At 43.4% G+C, this 21,420-nt stretch carries 17 protein-coding genes; 10 read left to right on the forward strand and 7 right to left on the reverse strand.

Translation table 11 applies throughout. The annotated features are described in order from the left end of the window. Positions 1-116 precede the first annotated feature (116 nt). Complete coding sequence (locus tag MED222_RS12595; RefSeq protein WP_009846737.1) at positions 117-2,462, forward strand: ATP-binding protein; 2,346 nt, start codon at positions 117-119, stop codon at positions 2,460-2,462. A 1-nt stretch (position 2,463) separates the two neighbouring features. Continuing rightward, positions 2,464-3,351 carry a mechanosensitive ion channel family protein gene (locus tag MED222_RS12590; RefSeq protein ID WP_009846738.1) on the forward strand — a complete coding sequence of 296 codons (888 nt, stop codon included), beginning with the start codon at positions 2,464-2,466 and terminating at the stop codon, positions 3,349-3,351. A gap of 131 nt (positions 3,352-3,482) precedes the next feature. Here the strand turns inward: MED222_RS12590 and MED222_RS12585 are convergent, their stop codons facing one another. Both MED222_RS12585 and MED222_RS12580 read right to left on the reverse strand, forming a co-directional pair. Beyond that, positions 3,483-5,510, reverse strand: coding sequence for a sensor histidine kinase (locus MED222_RS12585; protein ID WP_032555202.1), 2,028 nt, complete (start codon positions 5,508-5,510; stop codon positions 3,483-3,485). Further along, a complete protein-coding gene (locus MED222_RS12580) occupies positions 5,500-6,963 on the reverse strand; it encodes a sigma-54-dependent transcriptional regulator (protein WP_009846740.1) in 1,464 nt (487 codons plus the stop codon). The genes MED222_RS12585 and MED222_RS12580 overlap by 11 nt, the downstream gene beginning before the upstream one ends. Before the next feature lie 303 nt (positions 6,964-7,266). Between MED222_RS12580 and MED222_RS12575 the strand changes: the two genes are divergently transcribed. From MED222_RS12575 to MED222_RS12555, 5 genes are all read left to right on the forward strand, one after another. Further along, entirely contained in the window at positions 7,267-8,073 is an 807-nt protein-coding gene (locus MED222_RS12575; RefSeq protein WP_009846741.1) for a substrate-binding domain-containing protein, read from the forward strand. Between the two features lie 277 nt (positions 8,074-8,350). Beyond that, complete coding sequence (locus tag MED222_RS12570) at positions 8,351-9,049, forward strand: ABC transporter permease (RefSeq protein ID WP_009846742.1); 699 nt, start codon at positions 8,351-8,353, stop codon at positions 9,047-9,049. Positions 9,050-9,059: 10 nt separating this feature from the next. Then, positions 9,060-9,779, forward strand: coding sequence for an energy-coupling factor ABC transporter ATP-binding protein (locus tag MED222_RS12565; RefSeq protein ID WP_009846743.1), 720 nt, complete (start codon positions 9,060-9,062; stop codon positions 9,777-9,779). Then, entirely contained in the window at positions 9,757-10,341 is a 585-nt protein-coding gene (gene mobA, locus MED222_RS12560; RefSeq protein WP_009846744.1) for a molybdenum cofactor guanylyltransferase MobA, read from the forward strand. Before MED222_RS12565 ends, mobA begins: the two co-directional genes overlap by 23 nt. Beyond that, entirely contained in the window at positions 10,341-12,158 is a 1,818-nt protein-coding gene (locus MED222_RS12555; protein ID WP_009846745.1) for a bifunctional molybdopterin-guanine dinucleotide biosynthesis adaptor protein MobB/molybdopterin molybdotransferase MoeA, read from the forward strand. Before mobA ends, MED222_RS12555 begins: the two co-directional genes overlap by 1 nt. Before the next feature lie 122 nt (positions 12,159-12,280). Here the strand turns inward: MED222_RS12555 and MED222_RS12550 are convergent, their stop codons facing one another. Continuing rightward, positions 12,281-14,428 carry a GGDEF domain-containing protein gene (locus MED222_RS12550; RefSeq protein ID WP_009846746.1) on the reverse strand — a complete coding sequence of 716 codons (2,148 nt, stop codon included), beginning with the start codon at positions 14,426-14,428 and terminating at the stop codon, positions 12,281-12,283. A gap of 171 nt (positions 14,429-14,599) precedes the next feature. Between MED222_RS12550 and MED222_RS12545 the strand changes: the two genes are divergently transcribed. Beyond that, a complete protein-coding gene (locus tag MED222_RS12545; RefSeq protein ID WP_004733780.1) occupies positions 14,600-14,866 on the forward strand; it encodes a DUF2960 family protein in 267 nt (88 codons plus the stop codon). A 179-nt stretch (positions 14,867-15,045) separates the two neighbouring features. Here MED222_RS12545 and nagK read toward each other — a convergent pair whose 3' ends face one another. Next, positions 15,046-15,954 (reverse strand): N-acetylglucosamine kinase, encoded by a 909-nt coding sequence (nagK, locus tag MED222_RS12540; RefSeq protein ID WP_009846747.1) that lies wholly within the window; start codon positions 15,952-15,954, stop codon positions 15,046-15,048. Positions 15,955-16,117: 163 nt separating this feature from the next. Next, the gene (locus MED222_RS12535) at positions 16,118-16,864 is read right to left on the reverse strand and encodes a tRNA-uridine aminocarboxypropyltransferase (protein ID WP_083784059.1); all 747 of its coding nucleotides are present in this window, start codon (positions 16,862-16,864) and stop codon (positions 16,118-16,120) included. 68 nt (positions 16,865-16,932) lie between these two features. Here MED222_RS12535 and MED222_RS12530 point away from each other — a divergent pair, with 68 nt between their 5' ends. Further along, positions 16,933-17,736, forward strand: coding sequence for a sterol desaturase family protein (locus MED222_RS12530; protein WP_009846749.1), 804 nt, complete (start codon positions 16,933-16,935; stop codon positions 17,734-17,736). A 240-nt stretch (positions 17,737-17,976) separates the two neighbouring features. Here MED222_RS12530 and MED222_RS12525 read toward each other — a convergent pair whose 3' ends face one another. Continuing rightward, positions 17,977-20,022 (reverse strand): methyl-accepting chemotaxis protein, encoded by a 2,046-nt coding sequence (locus MED222_RS12525; RefSeq protein WP_009846750.1) that lies wholly within the window; start codon positions 20,020-20,022, stop codon positions 17,977-17,979. Between the two features lie 104 nt (positions 20,023-20,126). Here MED222_RS12525 and MED222_RS12520 point away from each other — a divergent pair, with 104 nt between their 5' ends. Then, positions 20,127-20,612, forward strand: coding sequence for a C40 family peptidase (locus MED222_RS12520; RefSeq protein ID WP_009846751.1), 486 nt, complete (start codon positions 20,127-20,129; stop codon positions 20,610-20,612). 91 nt (positions 20,613-20,703) lie between these two features. Here the strand turns inward: MED222_RS12520 and MED222_RS12515 are convergent, their stop codons facing one another. Then, positions 20,704-21,048, reverse strand: coding sequence for a DUF3802 family protein (locus MED222_RS12515; RefSeq protein WP_009846752.1), 345 nt, complete (start codon positions 21,046-21,048; stop codon positions 20,704-20,706). Positions 21,049-21,420: the final 372 nt, after the last annotated feature.

Raw genomic sequence — 21,420 nt, forward strand, 5'->3', positions numbered from 1 at the left:
ATGACAAAATCGATCGAAACAGGAATAAAGTACTCGCCCCCGATACGGGGTTGGATTTCACAAAGTAAGATTATCTAACTATAGTAATCCTAACCTCATAATTCTAAGAGACTTTTATGCGTTCACTATCGCGCTTCTTACTCCTCACTTTAGCCATTCTCTCATGGCCTAGTCATGCCAACTTGGAATATGACTTACAATCTCAGCCGCAGGTATCCGATTCTGCTGTTGACCTCGATGCTCGAATTGATTCGTTACCCGATCCCCTCTTTATGGAGTCGTCGGACCGACGCCAAGTCAATATCTTGTTAGCTGAAGTTCTGCGAGTTCAAAAGCAGGAAATCAAAATCTTCGAGCAACAGATAAAAGCTTATAGAGATAACAACGACGTCGCTCAATGGTTTGAGGTTCAAACCAGTTACGTCACTTTGAATAGCTTAAACGTCAGTAAACAACATCTTCTGGAACAGACGAGCTCTGCGAACAAAGAGCGCTTAACCGGTTTTGGCCCTTATGGTGTTACCCAGTTTAAGCAAGAATGGGAATTAACTAAGCTCAATATTGAGTATCTTGCATACTTCCAAATCCGAAGCTTCAAGGCGTTAGTTAACGATATCTTTATTTCGCCCGTACCTGTGATTGGTGCGTCGTTAAAAGTGTTGTTCATCTATTTCGGTTTAGTGTGGTGGCTTGCTAACAGCACTCGCTTAATTGAGTTGTTTCGAATTAACTTTCTTGAAGCGAAAACGAATCCTCCTTTCTTGGTTCGTGTCATTTGGTACATCAGCCGCGCTGAAATTGCGATTGCTTGGCTAATTGCCATCACATTGTCATTGAGAGTGCTTTCTAGTATCCCTAGTCTGCAACATTTGATTTTCCTGGAGATCTTCACGTGGTGGATTCTAGGTGGTTCGATTGCCATCAGCTTTATTTTGGAATTTGCCTACCGTTTGGGTCGTACATCCAATCAAGAAGTGATCGCGCTGCGCCTATCGACTATCCGCCGTTACGTGTGGAGCTTCATCGTAGCGGGTGTGATTCTGCAAATATCAAGTATTACGCTAGGCAAAGGCACGATTTATAGTTGGATATATAGTGCTCTGTTTTTCTGGTTTGTATTGGTTACGGTTTCAGTGCTCAGGTTATGGAGGGCGAAGGTCTTCGATACACTTCAACACATTTCTGAACGTCCGGTATGGGTGAGTTGGGCGGTAAACCGTAAGGGTACGTTCATACTTAATATATTGGCGACAGCCATTGGTATCGTGTGGCTGAGCGTTTACAACTTCCAACACCGAATTATGGCCCTTCTGTCTAACTACACGCTGTTTAGCCAAGCTTTAGCGTATCTGTTTAGAATCGAAGTAGCTAAGCAGTCAGATCTCGATAAGAATCAGCAAAACTTGGTTCGAATCAAAGGCGATCAAACGTATGAATACATTCTGCCGGGTAATATAGACAGCACGTTAATTGACTATGCCGGTGACGAGGTTAAGCAACTGTCTCGCTACTTGATGTCAGACAGCCCGGCTATCTGTATTGTTTCAGGCGAGCGTGGTGTGGGCGCGACAACGCTGCTTTATACTTTGCTGCACAAAGTATCTAACGCTGAGCCCGTATATGTAAGCTGCCCTTACGCGGGTTACCAAGAGCTGTTGGCACATCTAGCCGTGAGCATCGGCTTGGAAGAAGAAGCGACTGAAATTCAAATATTAGCGCACCTTCGTAAGAGCAATACCACTTACCTTATCGCGATAGATAACGCTCAACGACTGGTGAAACCAATGGTTGGCGGTCTGTCTGATTTGATTCGTTTGACCAACCTTCTGCGTCGTTCTAAAAAGAACCACCGTGTCGTGATATCGATCGCCAAATCAAGTTGGCGATTTGTGGATAGAGCGCGTGGTGAGCGTCTGCTGTTTGATTTGGTGTGCTTCCTTCCGCGTTGGACAGAGAAACAAGTGGGTGAACTTCTAAATAGCCGTATCAATACGGAGCTTGAGAAGCCGTTGTCTTTTGATGGCTTAGTGGTCCCTAAGCAATGGGACCAAGATGACATGAGTGAAGAAGAACGTGCACGCCAAGGTTTCTATCGAATTTTGTGGCACTACTCTGATGGCAACCCTACCGTTGCGCTGCGTTTCTTCCGACTCTCTTTGAACCGAAATAAAGAGACAGATCAAGCGGTAGTACGTTTATTCCATGTCCCTGAAGCGCAGGAACTAGAGAATATGCCTAAACCTATGTTGGCTGTACTTCGTTCTATTGTACAACTGGAAATCGCTTCTCCAGAAGTGTTGTCTGAATGTACACAGCTGAGCACGGCAGAGATAACGGGGATTCTGCGTTACTTTGAAAGCCGTGGTTATATTGGTTGGCATGAAGAAAAGGCTCGAATTTCCGAGCACTGGTTCCGCCACATTACTAACGTTCTTGATCGTCAACATCTACTGGTGAAGTAAAATGAAGAAGTTATTTATCCTACTATTTGTTGGCTTGGCAAGTGCTGTCAGTTTCCCGACCTTTGCGACGGAAGAGTTAGCTAACGTAGAAAACATCTCTAAGATAGCGAGCTTGGTGCGATGGAGCGGCGTGTTCTTCTCCATGATCGTTATTGCCGCAATGTGGTTGTTGCTTAAGTTCATCAATTCGTTAGTGACCAGTTTTGGTAGTCAGTTCGTGCAATATCGAATGCTGCTACAAAAGCTGCAATCGTTTACTCAGTTCTTTATCTACGTGAGCACCGGTCTTATCGTGTTCATGATGAGCTTTAGAATCAACGACCAAATCTTAGCTTTGATTGGTGGTACGCTCGCCGTGTCGGTCGGCTTTGCGCTTAAAGACTTGGCAGCATCGTTTATCGCCGGCATCACTGTGATGATTGACAGACCGTTTCAGGTTGGTGACCGCGTCACGTTCGAAGGCAACTACGGCGACATCATCACCATTGGTTTACGTTCGGTACGAATGAGAACCCTGAACGATGACATCATTACTATTCCGAACAACAAGTTCTTAAATGAAGTGACCACCAGTGGTAACTATGGCGCATTGGACATGCAAGTGGTGATTCCGTTTTACGTCGGTATGAATGAAGACATCACCCTAGCCCGCGACCTGATTCAAGAAGCCGCGTCTTCAAGTCGTTACATACACTTGCCAAAGCCTGTAACGGTTCTGGTTAAACAGACGATTACCGACAACTACCTAGCGATACAGTTGACGTGTAAGGCTTATGTGGTGGACACCGCGTATGAGAAATTGTTTGAAACCGACATTACCCTGCGTGTGATGAAAGAGTTTAAGAAGCACAACATCAACCCACCGAAGATTTCAGTGGCAGCGCATTAGGCTTTTCATATTTTAGACGCTTGTAATTGTTCGACATGGCTTGTAATTGTTTGAAATAACGGGCCATAAATAAAAACACCTCCGAACTTATCTTAAGTGCGGAGGTGTTTTTCTATTCGCGTTATGAACGACTAAAGGTTAGACACTAATAACTGCGGTGTGGCTTTTTGCTGAAGATAGATACTAAAGCGACTTCCTTTACCTACTTCGGATTCAACTCGTATTTCGCCGCCCGTTTGGCTCAAAATACTTTGAGAAACGGACAAACCTAAGCCTGTACCGTCTCTTTTGGTGGTATAGAAAGGAGAGAAAATACGTTTCAGTTGTTCTTCCTTAATACCACAGCCCTCATCTTCAACATGAACAATAGCCCCATGAGATACTCCATTTTCAACCCAATCTTCACTCGAGATAGTCAATGTGCCCTGTCCGTCCATCGCGTGAATCGCGTTCATTTGCAGGTTAACTAGAATTTGCAGCAATTGGTTTCGGTTCACTTCGACTGAGGTTTTAGCATTCAATTGCGAGACATACACAATGCCTTTCTTTTTTGCGCCTGTTTTTACGAGCGTAATACTTTCATCGACAATTGGATTGATATGTTGCCAAGTGATTTCGTCTTGTACACCACCGTGTCGGCTGTATTGAAGTAAGCTTCGCGTGATGTTTCGGATTCGGTCGATCTGCTCCATGATCGCGTGGACTTCTTCGTCTACACGAGCCACTTCGTCACCTAGTTCAAACTTCATTAGCTCAACGTTGCCTAGAATTACTGCTGTCGGATTATTGATTTCATGGGCAATACCTGCGGTTAACTCACCTAACGCGGCTAATTTTTCGTTGACCACCAGCTTATCTCTAGCTTGGTTAAGAAGCTGGATGTGCAGTTCGAGTTCTTCCGTTTTCTCTTTCAAACTGGCGGTACGAGAATGAACCTTACATTCGAGTTCAGACGCCGCTTGTTGAATCTCTTGATTACGCTCGTGGAGCAGATCTAACATTTTGTCGAACTGTTTCGCAAGCAACGTAAGTTCATGTTGATCATCCAAACCCAACGTACCGATTCGCTTGTCTTGCCCCATTTGGACTAGCTTTACAACTTTATGGATGCGTTCAATTGGGTTGAAAAGATCGCGTGCACCACGGTGTACGATCAAACCTGAAGCTAACAGCAGTAATATGATGGTGATGCTGATTTCACCAAGGTTAGTCAGATACGTCTCTACGAGTGGCCAGATTAGATAGCCGGTATAAAGCATGCCAATAACGTTATCAAACTGGTCGTGGATTGGTTGGTAAGCGGTGATGTACCAAGCGTCGTAAACATATGCTCGGTCTAACCACTTTTGCCCTTGATTCAAGACTTTTGAATGAACCTCATGAGAAACGCGAGTACCAATTGCGCGCCCTGCACTGTCTTCACTGCTTAATGGCACATTAGTGCTGACACGCAGATCATCAAGGAATACGGTAACCGTACCAATGCGGCGATTAAAACCATCACGTTGTGGATAGATCAAGTTGCTGATCTGATCAACTAACTGTGTGCTGTTATTAAGGAGGATCCCGCCATCAAGAAAACCAATCACGTGATCATTCTTGTCACGAATCGACACAACGGTACGGCTAACTAAACCCCGAGTTTCAACATTTTGACTATTGAGCATTGGGACTTCGGCTTGCCTTGCAAGGTTTTGGTCTAACTCGTTGAGTTCATTTTGGCTCAATACACTAAAGAACGATTCTTTGCGTGTCAGATCGAGGTATTCACGCTTTTTCCCCATGCTCTCAACACTTCTCCAACGCAAAAAGTCGAGCTCATAGCGAGATTTGTTTTCAGAAACCCAACGAGTGAGCTCTTCCTTTGAAATATCACTCGTAAGTTTGATTCGAAAGTTATAAGACTCAGCGAATGCTTGAACGTTATAGGCCTGTTGATTTTGAATTAGATGGATACTGTTGTCGGCAACATCCAAACGCTCATCAACATCGATCAAAGCCCCCTGCCACGTATAGTGAACAGACCAATACAAAGTGATCGCAACCAAAGCGCATAAAGTTAAAATGATCGGCGCTGACGTCAAAAATAACAGACGATAACGCACCATGGTTTTGAACCGGAACGTCCACTTTGACCACCAATGACGTCTAATCGGCATATTCAGAGCCTTCTGTGTTCCAATCTTTATATTTACGCTCTAGCGTTTTCCGTGCAACGCCGAGGTCTCTTGCAGCTGCGGATTTATTACCATCATGAAAACTCACCAGTTGCTCGATATGAGATTTCTCTACTTCTTTGAGTGTCCAAGTGTTGGGGTAACCTTCTGCAGCGTCTACGTTATTCAAGTTTGGTATTTCCGCTCCATGTGACACCGTCACTGAAATGCTGGTGGGCGCAGGATCGCCATTAATTTCGCGCCAATAGTGCGCTGGTGGCTTGTCTAAAAGAATGCACCTTTCGACTAGGTTCTTGAGTTCGCGAATATTTCCCGGCCATTCGTATTCATTCATCGCCAAGATGTCCTCATGCGCCCAGTTTGGAACCGGTACACTAAGTTCACTTGCTAAAAGACGAGTGAAATACGGAACAAGCTCTATTAGATCGGATGGACGCTCTCTCAATGGCACAACATCAATTTTAAGGACATTGAGTCGGTAGAATAGATCGCGACGGAAGTGCCCTTTTTCGACCTCTTGTTGAAGGTTTCGGTTAGTCGCCGCCACTACTCGTACGTCAACGGCAATTTCTTTCTCGCTACCGACTGGACGAATAGTGCGTTGCTCTAACACACGCAACAGCGCTGCTTGCATTGGTAGTGGCATTTCACCAATTTCGTCGAGGAACAAGGTGCCACCACTTGCGACTCTGAATAGACCTTCACGGTTTTTCTTCGCGCCGGTAAATGCGCCAGAGGTATGCCCGAATAGTTCACTTTCAAGAAGTTCTGGGGCGATTGCGCCACAGTTGATTGGCACAAATGGCCCTGTACGTTTACTGGCTTCATGTACACCACGTGCAACTAGCTCTTTACCTGTACCTGACTCGCCTTCTATAAGAACGGATGCTCGAGAGGGTGCAAATTGACTGATCAGCAATTTAAGCTGTTTGGTTTTATCTGAGTTACCGATTAACTCGGTCTTGATATGACGGCTAACATCACGCTTCAATGCGTATTGCATTCTTTGGTCAAGGCGCTTATCCATACAACGTAGTACAGCTTGTATCATTTGTTCTAAGTTGAAAGGTTTAAGAATGAAGTCTGAAGCGCCAAGCTTAAGCGCGGATATGGTCATCTCTAGATCAGCATAGCCAGTCATGAAAATAACATCGGCACGTTTGTCGTTGTCGTTAAAAGCCTCTTCCCACTCAATGCCAGAGCGTCCTGGCAGGTTGATATCAAGAACAATGAGATCAAAATGTTCGCTCGAACGCAGTATTTCAGCTTCTTCAACAGACCCTGCACTCGATACCTTGCCAAAGAACTTACCCAGGGCCTTCTTTAGAATAGCCTGCATCCCGACTTCATCGTCCACGACCAAGACGGAAAACGCTTGATATTGAGTCAATGTGTTTGGGTTGAGGTTCGATGCAGGTGAACTAGGTAAAGACATAATGATTAGCCGATGGGGAAAGTTGGGACAGAGTGTACCAATTAACCTTTTGTGCGACAGGGACAATGTGCGACATTTTGTCCTAGCTCATATTTTAATGCATTTTGTTAGCCTAAATGACGCAGTTTTGTTCGATATAACAGCAATTTAATGAAATTTGATGCACTATTTATTGGCATTAAGCTTGCTTATTAGGTGTAGATTCCTAATTACAACAATTAGCGTCTTATGCACATGCCCTTCTTTGAGCCCTTTAAAAATAGAGGCATGTCATTCATTTATAACAGAATGGACATAATAATAATGAAAGCAATTCCCCTAACTATTGCAGCTCTATCTATCGTCAGTTACACGGCTAGCAGCGCGGAAGACACCACTCATATCAAATTGGCGACAACCACAAGTACCTACCACTCAGGCTTACTGGACTACTTATTGCCTGAGTTCGAAAAGGATTCTGGTATTAAGGTTGATGTTCTCGCTGCGGGTACGGGTAAATCACTTCGCATGGGTGAAAACGGTGATGTTGATTTGGTAATGACTCACGCACCAAAAGCTGAAGCGAACTTCGTTGAAAAAGGTTACGGCGTTTTACCTCGTAAGCTGATGTACAACGATTTTGTTATCGTTGGCCCACAAAGCGACCCTGCGAAGATTGAATCTCAAAAAGCAGTAGCTGATGTGTTCAAAGCAATCGCGAACAACAACGTGACGTTTGTTTCTCGTGGGGACGACTCTGGTACTCATAAGAAAGAGATGGGTATTTGGGCACAAACTAAGATGGAGCCAAACTTTGGCGGCTATCGCAGCGTTGGTCAAGGAATGGGTCCTACTCTGAACATGGCGTCTGAAATGCAAGGCTACACCATGACAGACCGTGGTACTTGGTTGGCTTACCAAAACAAACTTGACCTTAAAGTGTTGTTCCAAGGCGACAAGAACCTATTTAACCCTTACCAAGTGATTCTTGTTAACCCAGAACGCTACCCAAGCATCAATTACCAAGCAGCGAAAGTATTCAGTGATTGGTTGGTTAACCCTAAAGGCCAGAAACTGATCAACGACTTTAAACTGCACGGCAAACAACTGTTTGTTGCAAACGCAGAATAGTTGGTTGCAAGCGCAGAATAGCTTGTTGTAAGAAATGAGTCGTGGGTTGTGAGTAAAGCGTAGCGTTGAAGGTTTAACCCTAACCAACTAGCGCTACGCTTAACTAAACAGTCAACGAGACTACCTAAATAATCACGTTTAAAAAACGCCTTGCTTTAAAGGCATTCAAGCTTAGAAACAATCGCTGACCAATACAGGCTCAAATAGTTTGTGTCAGCTATGATTAACATCAGACACTACCGATAAAAGCCTATTATCGATTCAAACGAGATACTTCATGACCCTATGGCAAACAACGATTGATGCAATGAATCTACTGGTGAGTTTTGACCACGAATTGTGGCAAATCGTCGCGGTATCCTTCAGCGTATCTTTGTCCGCCATCTCATTAGTGATTGTTCCTGCAATCCTTATGGCTTTCTTACTGGCTTACACCGAATTCCCCGGTAAATGGGCGCTGCTTTCGGTGATCAACACCTTACAAGCGATACCGACCGTGGTAATTGGCTTGTTGATGTACATGATGCTCTCTCGTTCTGGTCCTTTAGGTGACTGGCAATTACTGTTCACGCAAAAGGCGATGATTCTAGGTCAGATGCTGATCTGTTTCCCTATCCTAGTTGCGATGATGCATGGCGCTCTGCAGGCCAGTGACCGCCGAGCGGTTGAAACGGCGCGCACGCTTGGCGTATCAACGACTCGTGTGGCGTGTACGTTAATTTGGGAAACGCGCTTCCCTCTTTTAGCTGCAACTATCGCTGCCTTCTCTCGTATCGTCACTGAGGTTGGTTGTTCAATGATGGTCGGTGGCAACATTATGGGGATGACAAGAAACATCCCAACAGCTATCGCCATGGAAAGCCACAAAGGCGCATTCGCTCAAGGCGTCGCCCTCGGTATGGTGTTATTAGCATTGGCATTAGCCCTTAACTTTTTCCTTTCCAGTGTGAGAGGAAAAGGCTATTTAAGAACTTAGGAACGCTGTCATGAGTATAAAAATAACAACGCAGCAAATTTCAATGCGCTACAAAGAGCGTGTTTTGTTCCACATCCCCGAATTGTCGATCGGCCCCAACGATGCCATTTATCTCAAAGGGGACAATGGCGTTGGCAAAACGACCCTACTTAAAATCTTATCAGGATTGATCAAGCCGAGCTCTGGCCGTATTCAGTCTCCGACACAAAGCTGGCAACATAGCCTGTTTCCTCGGTTAAAATTTAAAGACATCATCTATCTCCACCAAACTCCTTACCTTTTTGATGGCTCGGTGTACCAAAATGTCGCTTATGGCATTCGCTTTAATAAAGAGAGTCAAAAAGATAAGCGAGCTCAAATAATTAATGCATTAAGAATGGTAGGTTTAGAAACCTTGGCAGATGAGCACATTTCTGTGTTGTCTGGTGGTGAGCGCCAACGCGTGGCAATGGCCCGTGCTTGGATTCTTAAGCCTTCAATCTTGCTTATGGATGAACCAAGTGCTTCTTTAGACAAAGAATCTATTGAAAGATTGGTGATTATGGCCGAAGATCTTCTTCAGAGAGGCGCGAGTTTAGTCATCACTAGCCACCAAACTAACGCGTTAACCGACTTATGTAAGAAGCAATGGTGGATTAAAGACAATACTTTGACCGAATCGCCGCTTCTGCAAGTTATTAAAAAGAACAAAGCACAAGAGAATATTTATGCTGCTTCCAACGCAAACTAGTTGGGTTATTTTGGCTGGCGGACAAGCCAGCCGTATGGGCGGAAAAGATAAAGGACTCGTTGAGCTCAACGGTTCTCCGCTTATTCAATACGTTATTAACAAGCTGTCACAACAAGATGTCAGCATTACCATCAATGCCAACCGTAACTTAGACAGTTACCAAGCATTTGCACCGGTTGTTTCCGATTCTTTCCCTGACTATCCAGGCCCATTGGGCGGCATTCATGCTGGCCTTAAAAACGCGAGCACAGATTGGGTCGGCTTTGTCCCTTGCGACAGCCCACAGATTAGTGATGACCTTGTTGAACGTTTTTGTGCAGCAGTAAAAGAAGACAGCGACATTCTTGTCGCGCATGATGGCGAATTTAAGCAACCAGTATTCACCCTATTCCACAAACGTGTTCTGCCAAAGCTGGAAGCGTTTTTGGAACGTGGTGATCGTAAAATTATCTTGCTGTACAAAGAGTGTGTCACGGAATATGTCGATTTTAGCGATTCTCCTAACTGCTTTGTGAATCTAAACACGCCAGAAGAACTCACCCAATTCGGAACGCTTCAATAATGAAAGATTCTAAACAACGCCCTAACCTTCCTCTATTGGGGTTTGCTGCTTACAGTGGCACAGGCAAAACAACCGTATTAGAAGCTCTGCTTCCTTTATTGACAGAGTCGGGTTTAAAAGTTGGTGTGCTAAAACATGCTCACCACGATTTTGATGTCGATAAGCCGGGCAAAGACAGCTACCGTTTACGCAAAGCGGGCGCAAATCAAATGCTGATAGCTTCGCGTAACCGTCATGTGATGATGACTGAGACTCCAGAAGCAGAAGCCGATTTTGATTACCTGTTGACTCGTTTTGATACCAACACACTTGATCTGATTTTGGTTGAAGGCTGTAAGAACATTGCTTTCCCTAAAATCGAGCTTCACCGTGATGAAGTGGGTAAACCTTGGTTGTACCAAAACGATGACAACATCATTGCTATTGCTGCTGATAGCCACGTTGAATCTGACTTACCTCAAATGTCGATCAACGACTTAGAAGCGATTCGTGATTTCATCATCGATTACGCGCAGTCCTTTGACCTTTCCTCTACAAAAGGCAAAGCAGCGTCATGCTCATCTTCAAAAGACGCAGCGCCCGCGGTGTGTTGTGATTCGTTCTCTCCAGCAGGTTTAACCGTAACTCAGGGCCAACAAAAGATTGTTGATAGCATTGACGCGCTTGATCTCACAGAGAGTGTTGAATTACTGCAAGGCTACGGTCGTGTGTTGGCTGAAGATGTGATCTCGCCAATCAACGTCCCACAGAATACTAATTCTGCAATGGATGGCTACGCGATTCGTAGTGAAGATCTTGAATTGGATAGCTACAACATTGTTGCTGAAGTTATGGCTGGTCACAGCTACGACAAAACCGTTCAACAAGGTGAAGCTGTTAAGATCATGACGGGTGCACCAATGCCAGATGGCGTTGATGTTGTTGTGATGCGTGAGCAAGCAGTGCAAGATGGCGATAAAGTTAGCTTCCCAGATGCGAAAATCTCCGTTGGACAAAATGTCCGTATGGCCGGTGAAGATTTAGAAATTGGCCAACCTGTCTTTACACGTGGCACACGCATCGAAGCACCAGAAATGGGTATGATGGCGTCGTTAGGTTTCGGTACCTGCCCTGTTCTGCGTAAAGTGAAGGTGGGTGTGTTCTCAACGGGTGATGAAGTTCAGGCACCGGGCGTTGAGCAAAAGCCAAACTCTATCTACGACTCGAACCGTTTCACTATCATCGGCATGCTTCAAAAGCTAGGTTGCGACATCGTTGATTACGGCATTATCGAAGATGACGAACAAAAGATGATGGATGTACTTCATGCTGCGTCGTTAGAGACCGATATGGTTCTGACTTCTGGTGGCGTGTCTGTTGGTGATGCTGACTACATCAAACTCGCGTTAGATAAGTTGGGTGAGATTAACTTCTGGCGTATCAACATGCGTCCAGGTCGCCCTCTTGCTTACGGCAAAATTGAAGACAAACCTTTCTTCGGTTTACCTGGCAACCCAGTAGCCGTGATGGTGTCGTTCATTAACTTTGTAGAACCTGCAATCCGCAAGCTACAAGGTCAAACTAACTGGACACCAGTGAAAGCGAACGCGATAGCGACTGAGCAATTACGTTCTCGTCAAGGTCGTACTGAGTTCAGCCGTGGCGTGTTCTCAATGAACGAATCAGGCGTGCTTGAAGTAAAAACAACCGGTAAGCAAGGTTCAGGTATTCTACGTTCAATGAGCGAAGCAAACTGTCTAATCGAGATTTCACCAGCGGTAGACACTGTAAAAGCCGGTGAAACGGTGACGATCATTCCTTTGCAAGGTCGTGTGTAAATAAACAAGATTGTTAGCTTTAAGCTAGCGAATTCAGAGTAATACATACTCTAAATAGATGAAGCCCCTGATATTGGATATCAGGGGCTTTCTTTTTATGGGGGGTTGTATACAGAGTTGAACTAAACAAGCTCGACTTTAAGTAATCTGCAATCGACCAAATTATAGTTGTTACGGCCATTTTCTTTGATTTGATAGAGCTGTTTGTCTGCAATATCACAAATCATTTTAAAGTTTCGATCCACATTGTCACTGGCTAAGTCGACGTTAACCCCACCAATAGAGAGTGTTAATTGTTCCGCATAGAGAGCTTTAGGGTTTGCTAATTTGACTTCATTTAACATCTTTCGCAGAGTGACAACCTTATTTTCAATATCACTACTACTCTGTCCGAAGCAAATCGCCATGAACTCATCACCGCCATATCTGAAAAGGTAGTCATTCTTGGTTGTGAATGTTTTTTTAAGTAAGCGACTGATAATACGAAGCGCTTCGTCGCCCTCTAAATGCCCATGAAAATCGTTATAAGCTTTATACTCGTCAACATCGATCATAAGGACCGCTAGAGATTGTTTTTGGTAGTAAGCGTTATGTATTAAGACTGGCGTGATGTTATCTAATTGATATCTATTAGCTAGACCTGTTAGTGGGTCAGTAGTACTCAAGATTTCGAGTGTTTGATTCGCACTTTCTAAACGCTGTCGTTGCTTTTGATTTTCTAGCGACACGGCAATAAAGCTAGCTAAATGTTCTATAAGCTGACAGTGGTGTTCCTGATATTGGTTTGGTAGATGATGCTGAACTGACAGAAAGCCGATTAATTTTTCATTAAGAATGATTGGCGTTAGAATCATTGAGTTAGTATCAAGCTCGCCACGAAACGTAACGAAATTATCGTCTTGTGTGGTTTTACCGATATAGGGTTCTAGAGCCGCATCTGTCGCGCTATTAAAATGAACGGTAGCTCGCTTGCGAATCACATACGTACCAATGGTTTGGTTCTCTTGGCAAACTACTTTTAGGTTCGGTATTAATCCTTGAGTATCAACAAAATAGCGGTAGTCGAGTATGTCTGATTTATCGTCATACATAGCAATCCCAAACTCAGATGTTGGTAGAATCATATTTATCTTATGGAGTATCTCAGGCAGTACGCTTTCTAAATCTGCAGCGGTTGCTATGAATTGACCAATATCAGTGAGCGCACCCATATATTTTTGCATTTGAGTCAGAACGTCATTTTTCTTCTTACTCTGAATGGTACCTACCCCTTCTAGAATACGTTCGCTCTGTTCGCGCTCATAACTTCTCATGTGTTTTTCTAAAAGATCCACATGCTGAGTTTGAAGTGCCGCTAAACCAGACCAATCCTCTTCATCTCGAAAGAGCTTCGCCTTAGTTTGGGCATAGATAGCATAAGAACGGTAACTACTCTTTAGATCAAAATTCTGTTCGAGAAAAGCGCACCCTACTTTTGCTTGTTCTCGCTCTCCAATGCCTTCTAAGAATTGAAACCAGTAAACCAAATTTTCTTTTCGATTATGCTCATCTCTCGATTTTTTGAAGTGCTCTTCTGCCTGATAAAATGCATCTAATACATCACTATCATCGAAGCCTCCCCACAAGAGCATGGTTTGCCCTAGGTAACTATGACAAAGAGCTATCGTCCTGTGACTAGAAAGCGAGGTGCCTATTCTTTTCGCTTCCATAATGGCGCTAACCGCTTGCTCAAACTCATTTGTATGTGCACAGCTATAGGCTAGGTTTAAATGGCTGACAGCACAATCTAACAGGCGATTCGCATTTTGAGATGAAATAATGGCTTTACGAGCATATTGCTTCGCTTGTTCGTATTTTTCTAAGCTTAAGTGCAAGTCACTTAGATTACAGAATATAAGTGACTTAAAATTGTCATCAACTAGGTGTAAGTTTTCTAGTGTCTCTGAGTAACAAGCATACGCTGATTGATAATCACCACGAATGTTATGGGTAGACGCAAGTAACCCGATGACAAATACATATAGTTGAATTTCTTCAGGAGCAATGACGTTTAGGCAGGCTTTATAATGCTCAGCAGCGTCAGAAAGGTTATCGTGGCGATAGCTTGTGAAACCTTTAAGGAAACGCGCGATTGAATCCGGGATCGGTTGATTATTAGCTTCGCATAGACTCGTTATTCTGTCTTCGACTTCTTTTAATCCTTTGATTCCAGGGTAGTTCTGGATTCGCGTTATAATTCCCATGATCTTTGGGTAAAGCGTATTGCTCATAAGTTCCGTTTAAGTCAGCCAGATTAAAAAATAACGAATAGTATACCACAAAATGCTTATTACACATTCCATTCATGAGGCTAATAAGTGGTAATTTCCTATCATTATCTTGAGTGGCGTACTGTTTTTATGTAGAGTGCGCGCAAAGTAATAATTATATTGGAGAGCACCATGGCTCGTACCATTCTGTACACTTATAAAGATGAAGACAAAGAGTTATTGTTTTCGAAACAAGAACACCGCACGATCCAAGAAGCTGTTGCAGCAGCTGAAGGTATCGACATCACTGAGTATCTAAAAACTGAGCAGCAGCTTGAGTTCATTTCTGATACTAAAGCGGTTCGTAACTACCAAGACAACTATTTCCGTAAGCTTGGTTTTACTAAGCTTACATTGAAGCAAAAAGACAACCTTGGTGTTGGTAAAAAGAAGAAGTAAGCCCTCTGGCTCTTTTTCTTGATATGTAGCTTCTAGCTTTTCGTTTGTAATTAGAGCTAAGAGCTGAAGAAACGAAAACACTGAACAATAAAAAATGCCGCAACCTCTTTCGAGATTGCGGCATTTTTATTTGTTCTTTTTAACTATCTAACCTTAGCTAGCTTAACGTTAAGTTGCGATTACTTAATATTAAGGAATGCAGCGCCACGAACACCGCCTGAATCACCGTGTTTCGCTTTGATGATCTTAGGACACTTCGCTACAGACAGTAGGTATTTAGGGATGCGCTTTGGCATTTCTTCGTAGATAAGTTCGAAGTTTGAAAGACCACCACCCAGTGCAACAACATGTGGGTCAAGACCCGTAAACAAGTTCGCAAAACAGATAGCCAATAGCTCCATGAAGCGATCTACGTGCTCAGCCGCTTTTGCTTCACCTTCGTTGTATGCTTGGATGATTTCAATCGCTTTCTTCTTCTCACCGAAGTAGTGCTCATAAATCAATTCGAAGCCACGACCTGATAAGTAGCTGTCTAAACAACCTTTTTTACCACAACCACAACCTAATAACGGTGCGTTGTCGCCGAGGTGGAACCAAGCATCAATAGGGAGACGCATATGGCCCAGTTCACCAGCAACGTGGTTACGACCAGAGAACACTTTGCCTTCGTAAACTAAACCGCCACCGAAGCCAGTACCTAGAATTAGGCCAGCAACTGATGGTTCATCTTTAAGTTCATCATCCCATGCTTCTGAAAGCGCAAAACAGTTCGCATCATTCTCGATTTTTACACTACGACCAATAAGCGCTTCTAAGTCTTTACGTAGTGGCTTACCTGTTGAAGCCGGTACGTTAACAACCAGCATAGTGCCGTCGTCTGCGTTTTCCATGCCAGGAAGACCAAGGCCAATTTTGCCTTCGCAAGAGAATTCGTTGTCGTATTTTTTAACTAAACCAGCAATCGTATCAAGCAGTAATTGATAATCGTCTGTTGGTGTTGGAACACGTTCTGTTGCTACTCGCTCAAGTTTCTCATTGAATGCACCAAACTCTATTTTTGTGCCGCCAACATCGAAGCCGTAATACATGAAATCTCTCCAATTTTTCCCTAAATTAGGGCAAATAAAATTTTTAAATTAAACAACTAAGGAGCATTATCCATAACACTCCCCCTACAAACCGTGATAGATAACAAACTTATCTCGTGATCGAGTCTGTTTGAACAACAAGTCAGCACAAAGCGGTTAAAGGTTAGAGTGACGTCTCACTTTTGGTGTGCTCTATGAAAGCGTTCAGACTTGGTTTGGTCGGATCGGACTTATAACGTGTCTTACTTAACATGTAACTTTCCCGAAATGTCTCAAACCATAGCTGTAAAGTCTTGGCACCCTGCTCTTCACCAGCCTGTTTCAAAACCAAGCTCGCCACTTCTGCAGTCGAGAGATGTTGTTCGTTGTCTGACTTACGCATCATATATTGGGAAACCGATTCTGGTTCAATCGACAACACAGGTAAGTCTTGCAGATACTCTGAACGACGGAAGATACGTCGCGCTTCACGCCAACTGCCATCAATAAAGATCAGCAATAGTGTTTTGTTTGGGTCACGCATTTGTGGCAGGTTTTGAACCACGCGCGATTTGTCATCTGTATAGTCTTCGGGGAACACTACGACAGGTTGATAGTTGTCATCTTTTAAGACATCCAACATTTCCTGATTGGGCTCTGTGCGATGCCATAGGTAAGCGTAACTGTCTTTTACTGTATCGAGAATCAATCGACCTGTATTACTTGGTTTCAATATTTCGTTATCTGACAAGATCAACATGGTCGCGACGTTCGTATTTACGTCTGGTTGATGTTCACAGATACAGCTGTCTTGTTTGATTTTACAGAACTCACATCGCACTACTTTACACCCGCGCGCATTAAACGGCTTAGTAGCAATGGATAAACGGTGTTGATATAAACGGTGAAAAGCGTGGATTCTCATGGACAATAACGATAGATCTAGAAAAGTGGCACGATTGTACTTACAGTGACCCTAGAATGATAGAAGGAATTCCCATGCAAGACCCATCCCTGCTTCGCCTTGTTTGTTTTATTGTCGTTTTTGGATCATGTGCGCTTTGGGAGTACCGCTTTCCACGTAAAACGCTGACTCAGAGTAAATGGTTTCGTTGGGGAAACAACTTTGCGTTGGTTGCTTTAAACAGTTTTCTATTAGCCACTCTAATTCCAATCGCAGCATTTCAAGCGGCGGTTATCGCACAAGAAAGCCAATGGGGTCTGTTCAATACCCTGTCACTTCCTAAAGAACTCAGCATCCTCATCTGTGTTTTACTGTTAGATTGCGCTATTTACCTGCAGCACTTGGTGTTTCACCGTGTTTCATGGCTATGGAAGTTGCACCGAGTTCATCATGCAGATCTAGATATTGATGTCACAACCGGAACTCGTTTTCATCCAATTGAGATGATTCTTTCAATGCTGATTAAAGTGAGTTTAGTGATCGCGCTTGGTGTACCTGTCATCGCTGTTGTCATCTTTGAAATTGTTCTTAACGCCAGCGCGATGTTTAACCACAGCAATGCGCATCTGCCACTGTGGATTGATAAGCGATTGAGAAAAGTGATTGTGACACCAGACATGCACCGAGTTCATCACTCGGTCATTGTTAAGGAAACGCACTCAAACTTTGGTTTTTTCTTATCGGTGTGGGACATTTGGTTCAAAACCTATCGCGCTCAACCTAAGCTTGGCCATGATAACGTTCAGATTGGCGTTCCAGAGATTCAAGATGGTAAAGAGCAACGGTTAGACTTAATGCTACGTCAGCCATTTGCACGATTCCCGACAACGAAAGACTAGGTTCGAATTCAGTTGAGTCTCAGTTTATATTGAGATCAAACCTATCTTAATAACAAACCTGTCTCTATAACAAACCCGTCTCCATAACAAACCAAGCTTAATACCAAAGCAAAACGCCCTTAGATTCTTATGAAAACTTAAGGGCGTTTCTGTATCAATCGGAATTTAAGCGTAGCTAGTGCTTCAACTATTATGCTGCCAGGCTTAACTCAGCAAGCTCGTTTATTTGAGGACGCTTGTTTATTTCAGTACGTACTTATGAAGCATAGCTTGTTGGTGTCCTGCTATCTCTCCGACTTGCTCTGAACTCTCGATCATGGATTCAAGCTGTAACTTAGTATTCTCGCCTTGTTCAGAAACACGAGTGATCGAATGTGTCACATCCACCGTTGCGCGTGCCTGTTGCTCAGTCGCCACCATGATTTGTTCAACACGTCCTTTAATCTGGCTAACCGCGAATTCGATTTTCTCGAAGGCCTGCTTTACATCGCCACTGGTTTCCAGTGCATTCGCCATTTCGCTTCTCGACTCTGTTACAGACGCCCGTGAGCGATCAGCGGCTGCCACCAATTCATTCATCATATTTCGAATATTAGTGGTTTGCTGGGAAGTATCGCTGGCTAGTTTTCTTACTTCATCGGCGACCACTGCAAAGCCTCGGCCTTGATCTCCTGCTCGAGCTGCTTCTATTGCTGCATTCAATGCGAGTAAGTTAGTGTTGTCAGCAATGCCGCTGATCATGTCGACCATTTCGCGAATCTGTTTAACACGTCCGTCTAAGTCGGCCATCGATTCTTCATTCATGCTTAAAGAGTGTTCTAGTGCATGCAGTCGCTGCTGGTTAAGTCCAACAACTTGACTCCCTGTCACTGACTCATTTTCAGCAAGCTGGGCGTCATCATTTGAGGCGTTAGAAATACGTGCAATTTCACCAATAGATGCTTCAAGCTCTGTAATGGTGGTAATCATGTTCTGAAGTGATTCATTTTGCTCGTGTAAGCTTGAGTTAGTTTGCTCTGCGGCATCGTGACTGACTTCCGCTGTTTGATAAAGCGTTTCACAGTTTCGTGTTACCAAGCGCACCGAATCAGCGGTTGAATCGACAACAGAATTAAGTTTTGATGCGATAACTTGCAATTCCAATGGGCCAACTAATTGACTCTGTTTTGAAAAATCGTGTTCCGCGAGTAAGCTCATTTGTTGAGTAATGTTCCTGAGTCCTTTGTTCACCCAGTGACGCAATACGAACCATGAAATAGAAATGATGGCCGTTATCACTAATCCGCTAATAAATAGTACTTTGTCTATCGTCGCAATTGTCTGATTGACCACAAACTCGCTTTCATCAATTAAAATGGATGCGGTGTTCGATAGTTGATTTAAGGTCCCTATCACGGTGTTAGCCAGATAGATGACTTTTGCTAAGTCGGCTTCTTGTTGCTCAACAAGTTCTAGCTTTTGCAGGATTTGTCTTAATACACCGTGATCTGCAAAGCCAGATTTAACCATCTCATAAGGCGCTGTTAAGCTTGCGAACTCTACGATGTCTGGATGCCATTCAGAAAAGTCATCATACGCGAGGTTAATGCCTGCAATTCGATTTCGAAGCTCTCTGTATTCGTCTTGCGCTTTTTCTAAGTCTGATTGCATCATCAACATTAGGAAGGTGTTCGCCATTGCAGAAGCACTCGCTGTGAATCGGTTAGCCGCATCGGAAGCCTCTGGGTTGTTCTGTACAAGGAAAGAACTGATACGGTTCATTTCAGGTCCGATGGAACTCACACCATAGCGAAACTCAGTGACTTGGCCATCGATGAGGTTTTGCTTATTCTGAATTTCAATTTGAGACGACAACACTTGGCTAGTCATCAATTGTAAGGTCGCCATGTTCTCGGTTAAGTTTTGTTTTTGTTCAACGGAAATCGCGTCAGGAAAAGATTGGGATATGAAGAGGAGTTCTTCTAGCGTTTGGTTACTTTCGGCAACTAACACGTCGATCGAGTTGCCTGTTGTGTTAAGCGTATTTAGGTCGGTTGATTGGGTGCTATAAGTAAGAAGTTTTACCTGCTCTAACACGCTTTGTGTTAATTCGGCGTTGTTTAATGCAAGAGGTAATGCTTGCTCCGAAAGTGCTTCAAAATGGCCCCCGACCCGATCGACGCCTCGGAGACTGACCAAAGATAAAAAGATGACGAGCAAAAGAATAGAAATAAATACAGCGGTGACGGTTTGAATGAGCGAGAATGTATAACGTGAAGGTTTTATTGATAAATTTGTGTCGGGCATGTGAAATCCAGTTTGACTACGAAAAAAGATATCCTTAAGTTAGTTCGTATACTAGAAGTCCTTGATGACGTTTATATTTCAGTTTTTTGTCAGAAGAGTTACATATGAAATTCAGAAAAATGGCTGTAGTTACAATAACTTTAGCAATATTGGCTGCTTGTAGCTCGACGCCATCCCCTTCTCAGCTTAGTGAAACCGCACACAAGCCTCTGTCAAAGTTAGAGCAATCAACGACCAATGCGTATATGAGTGTGTATGAACAGTGGAAAGGTGTGCCATATCATTTCGGTGGGACTTCATTTAGAGGCGTAGATTGCTCTGCTTTCGTTCAAATCGCAGTGCAAACTGCGACCCAGCAAGCCTTACCGAGAACCACAAAAGATCAAGTTAAAAAGGGAAAGGAAATAGCGTATGGACAGGCAATAAGTGGTGACTTGGTGTTTTTCAAAACATCGATGACGGTACGACACGTCGGTGTATATTTAGGAAACAATCAATTCCTACATGCTTCGACATCGAAAGGTGTCATTATATCGAGATTGGATAACCCTTATTGGGCCTCTAAGTTTTGGCATTTTAGGCGTTTATAGTGATTAAAAGATTAACTGATAACACAGTTGCTTTGAAGGTACTATTTAAACGCCTATCGCTGTTTAGCCTAGTAAATGTACTAGAAGCTAATTAGTCGTATTGAGCGACCGCAGTATCAAACAGATTCTTCACTAATGCGATGTATTCATCTAAGAATACAATTTGTTCGTTAGTCGCTTTTTTTGACCATACACCAGCTAACACTTCACCTAAATCAGCCACCACTGAATCCGCTTCTTTCAATAGTTGAAAACGAACGCTTGAATGTAACTCAGGGTTTTGCTCGAAAATAGCCATGATGTTTGTTGATATCATGTCAGTGATGATGTCTTCGACACTTTCATTACCTGTATCGCCATTACTATTAGTAAAGACATCTAGGTTAAATGATAAGTGTTCGATCAAAGCCAAATAGCCATCGGTTTCTACAACCACAATAAATCTCCGTTTAAGCTCAAGAGCAGATTAATATGTACCTACCTAATACTATGTATATGAGTCTGTTTGTCATCTCTTTATTACTAAAAACTGTATTAAAGTGATCCGAGCTAGCATTTAAGCTTAAATTTCAATCAAAACACCCTAACTTCACCAAACACACCTAAAATATAGTGAAAAATAATCTCAACCTATTTCTGCGATTCTATTGTATGAAAATCATCATGCCGTGAGATTAGTTCCAAACTATTTCCTTATATCATTCTCAATTTCTGTTTTGATTTCAAAGGGCTTGAATCAGTTCGAGTTCACAAATCAGCCAATTGATTCTACATTAGTTGAATAAGAGCCAAGAACATTGACGAGTGC

The sequence above is a fragment of the Vibrio sp. MED222 genome (genome assembly GCF_000153005.1).
In the GTDB taxonomy this organism is placed as follows: domain Bacteria; phylum Pseudomonadota; class Gammaproteobacteria; order Enterobacterales; family Vibrionaceae; genus Vibrio; species Vibrio tasmaniensis_A.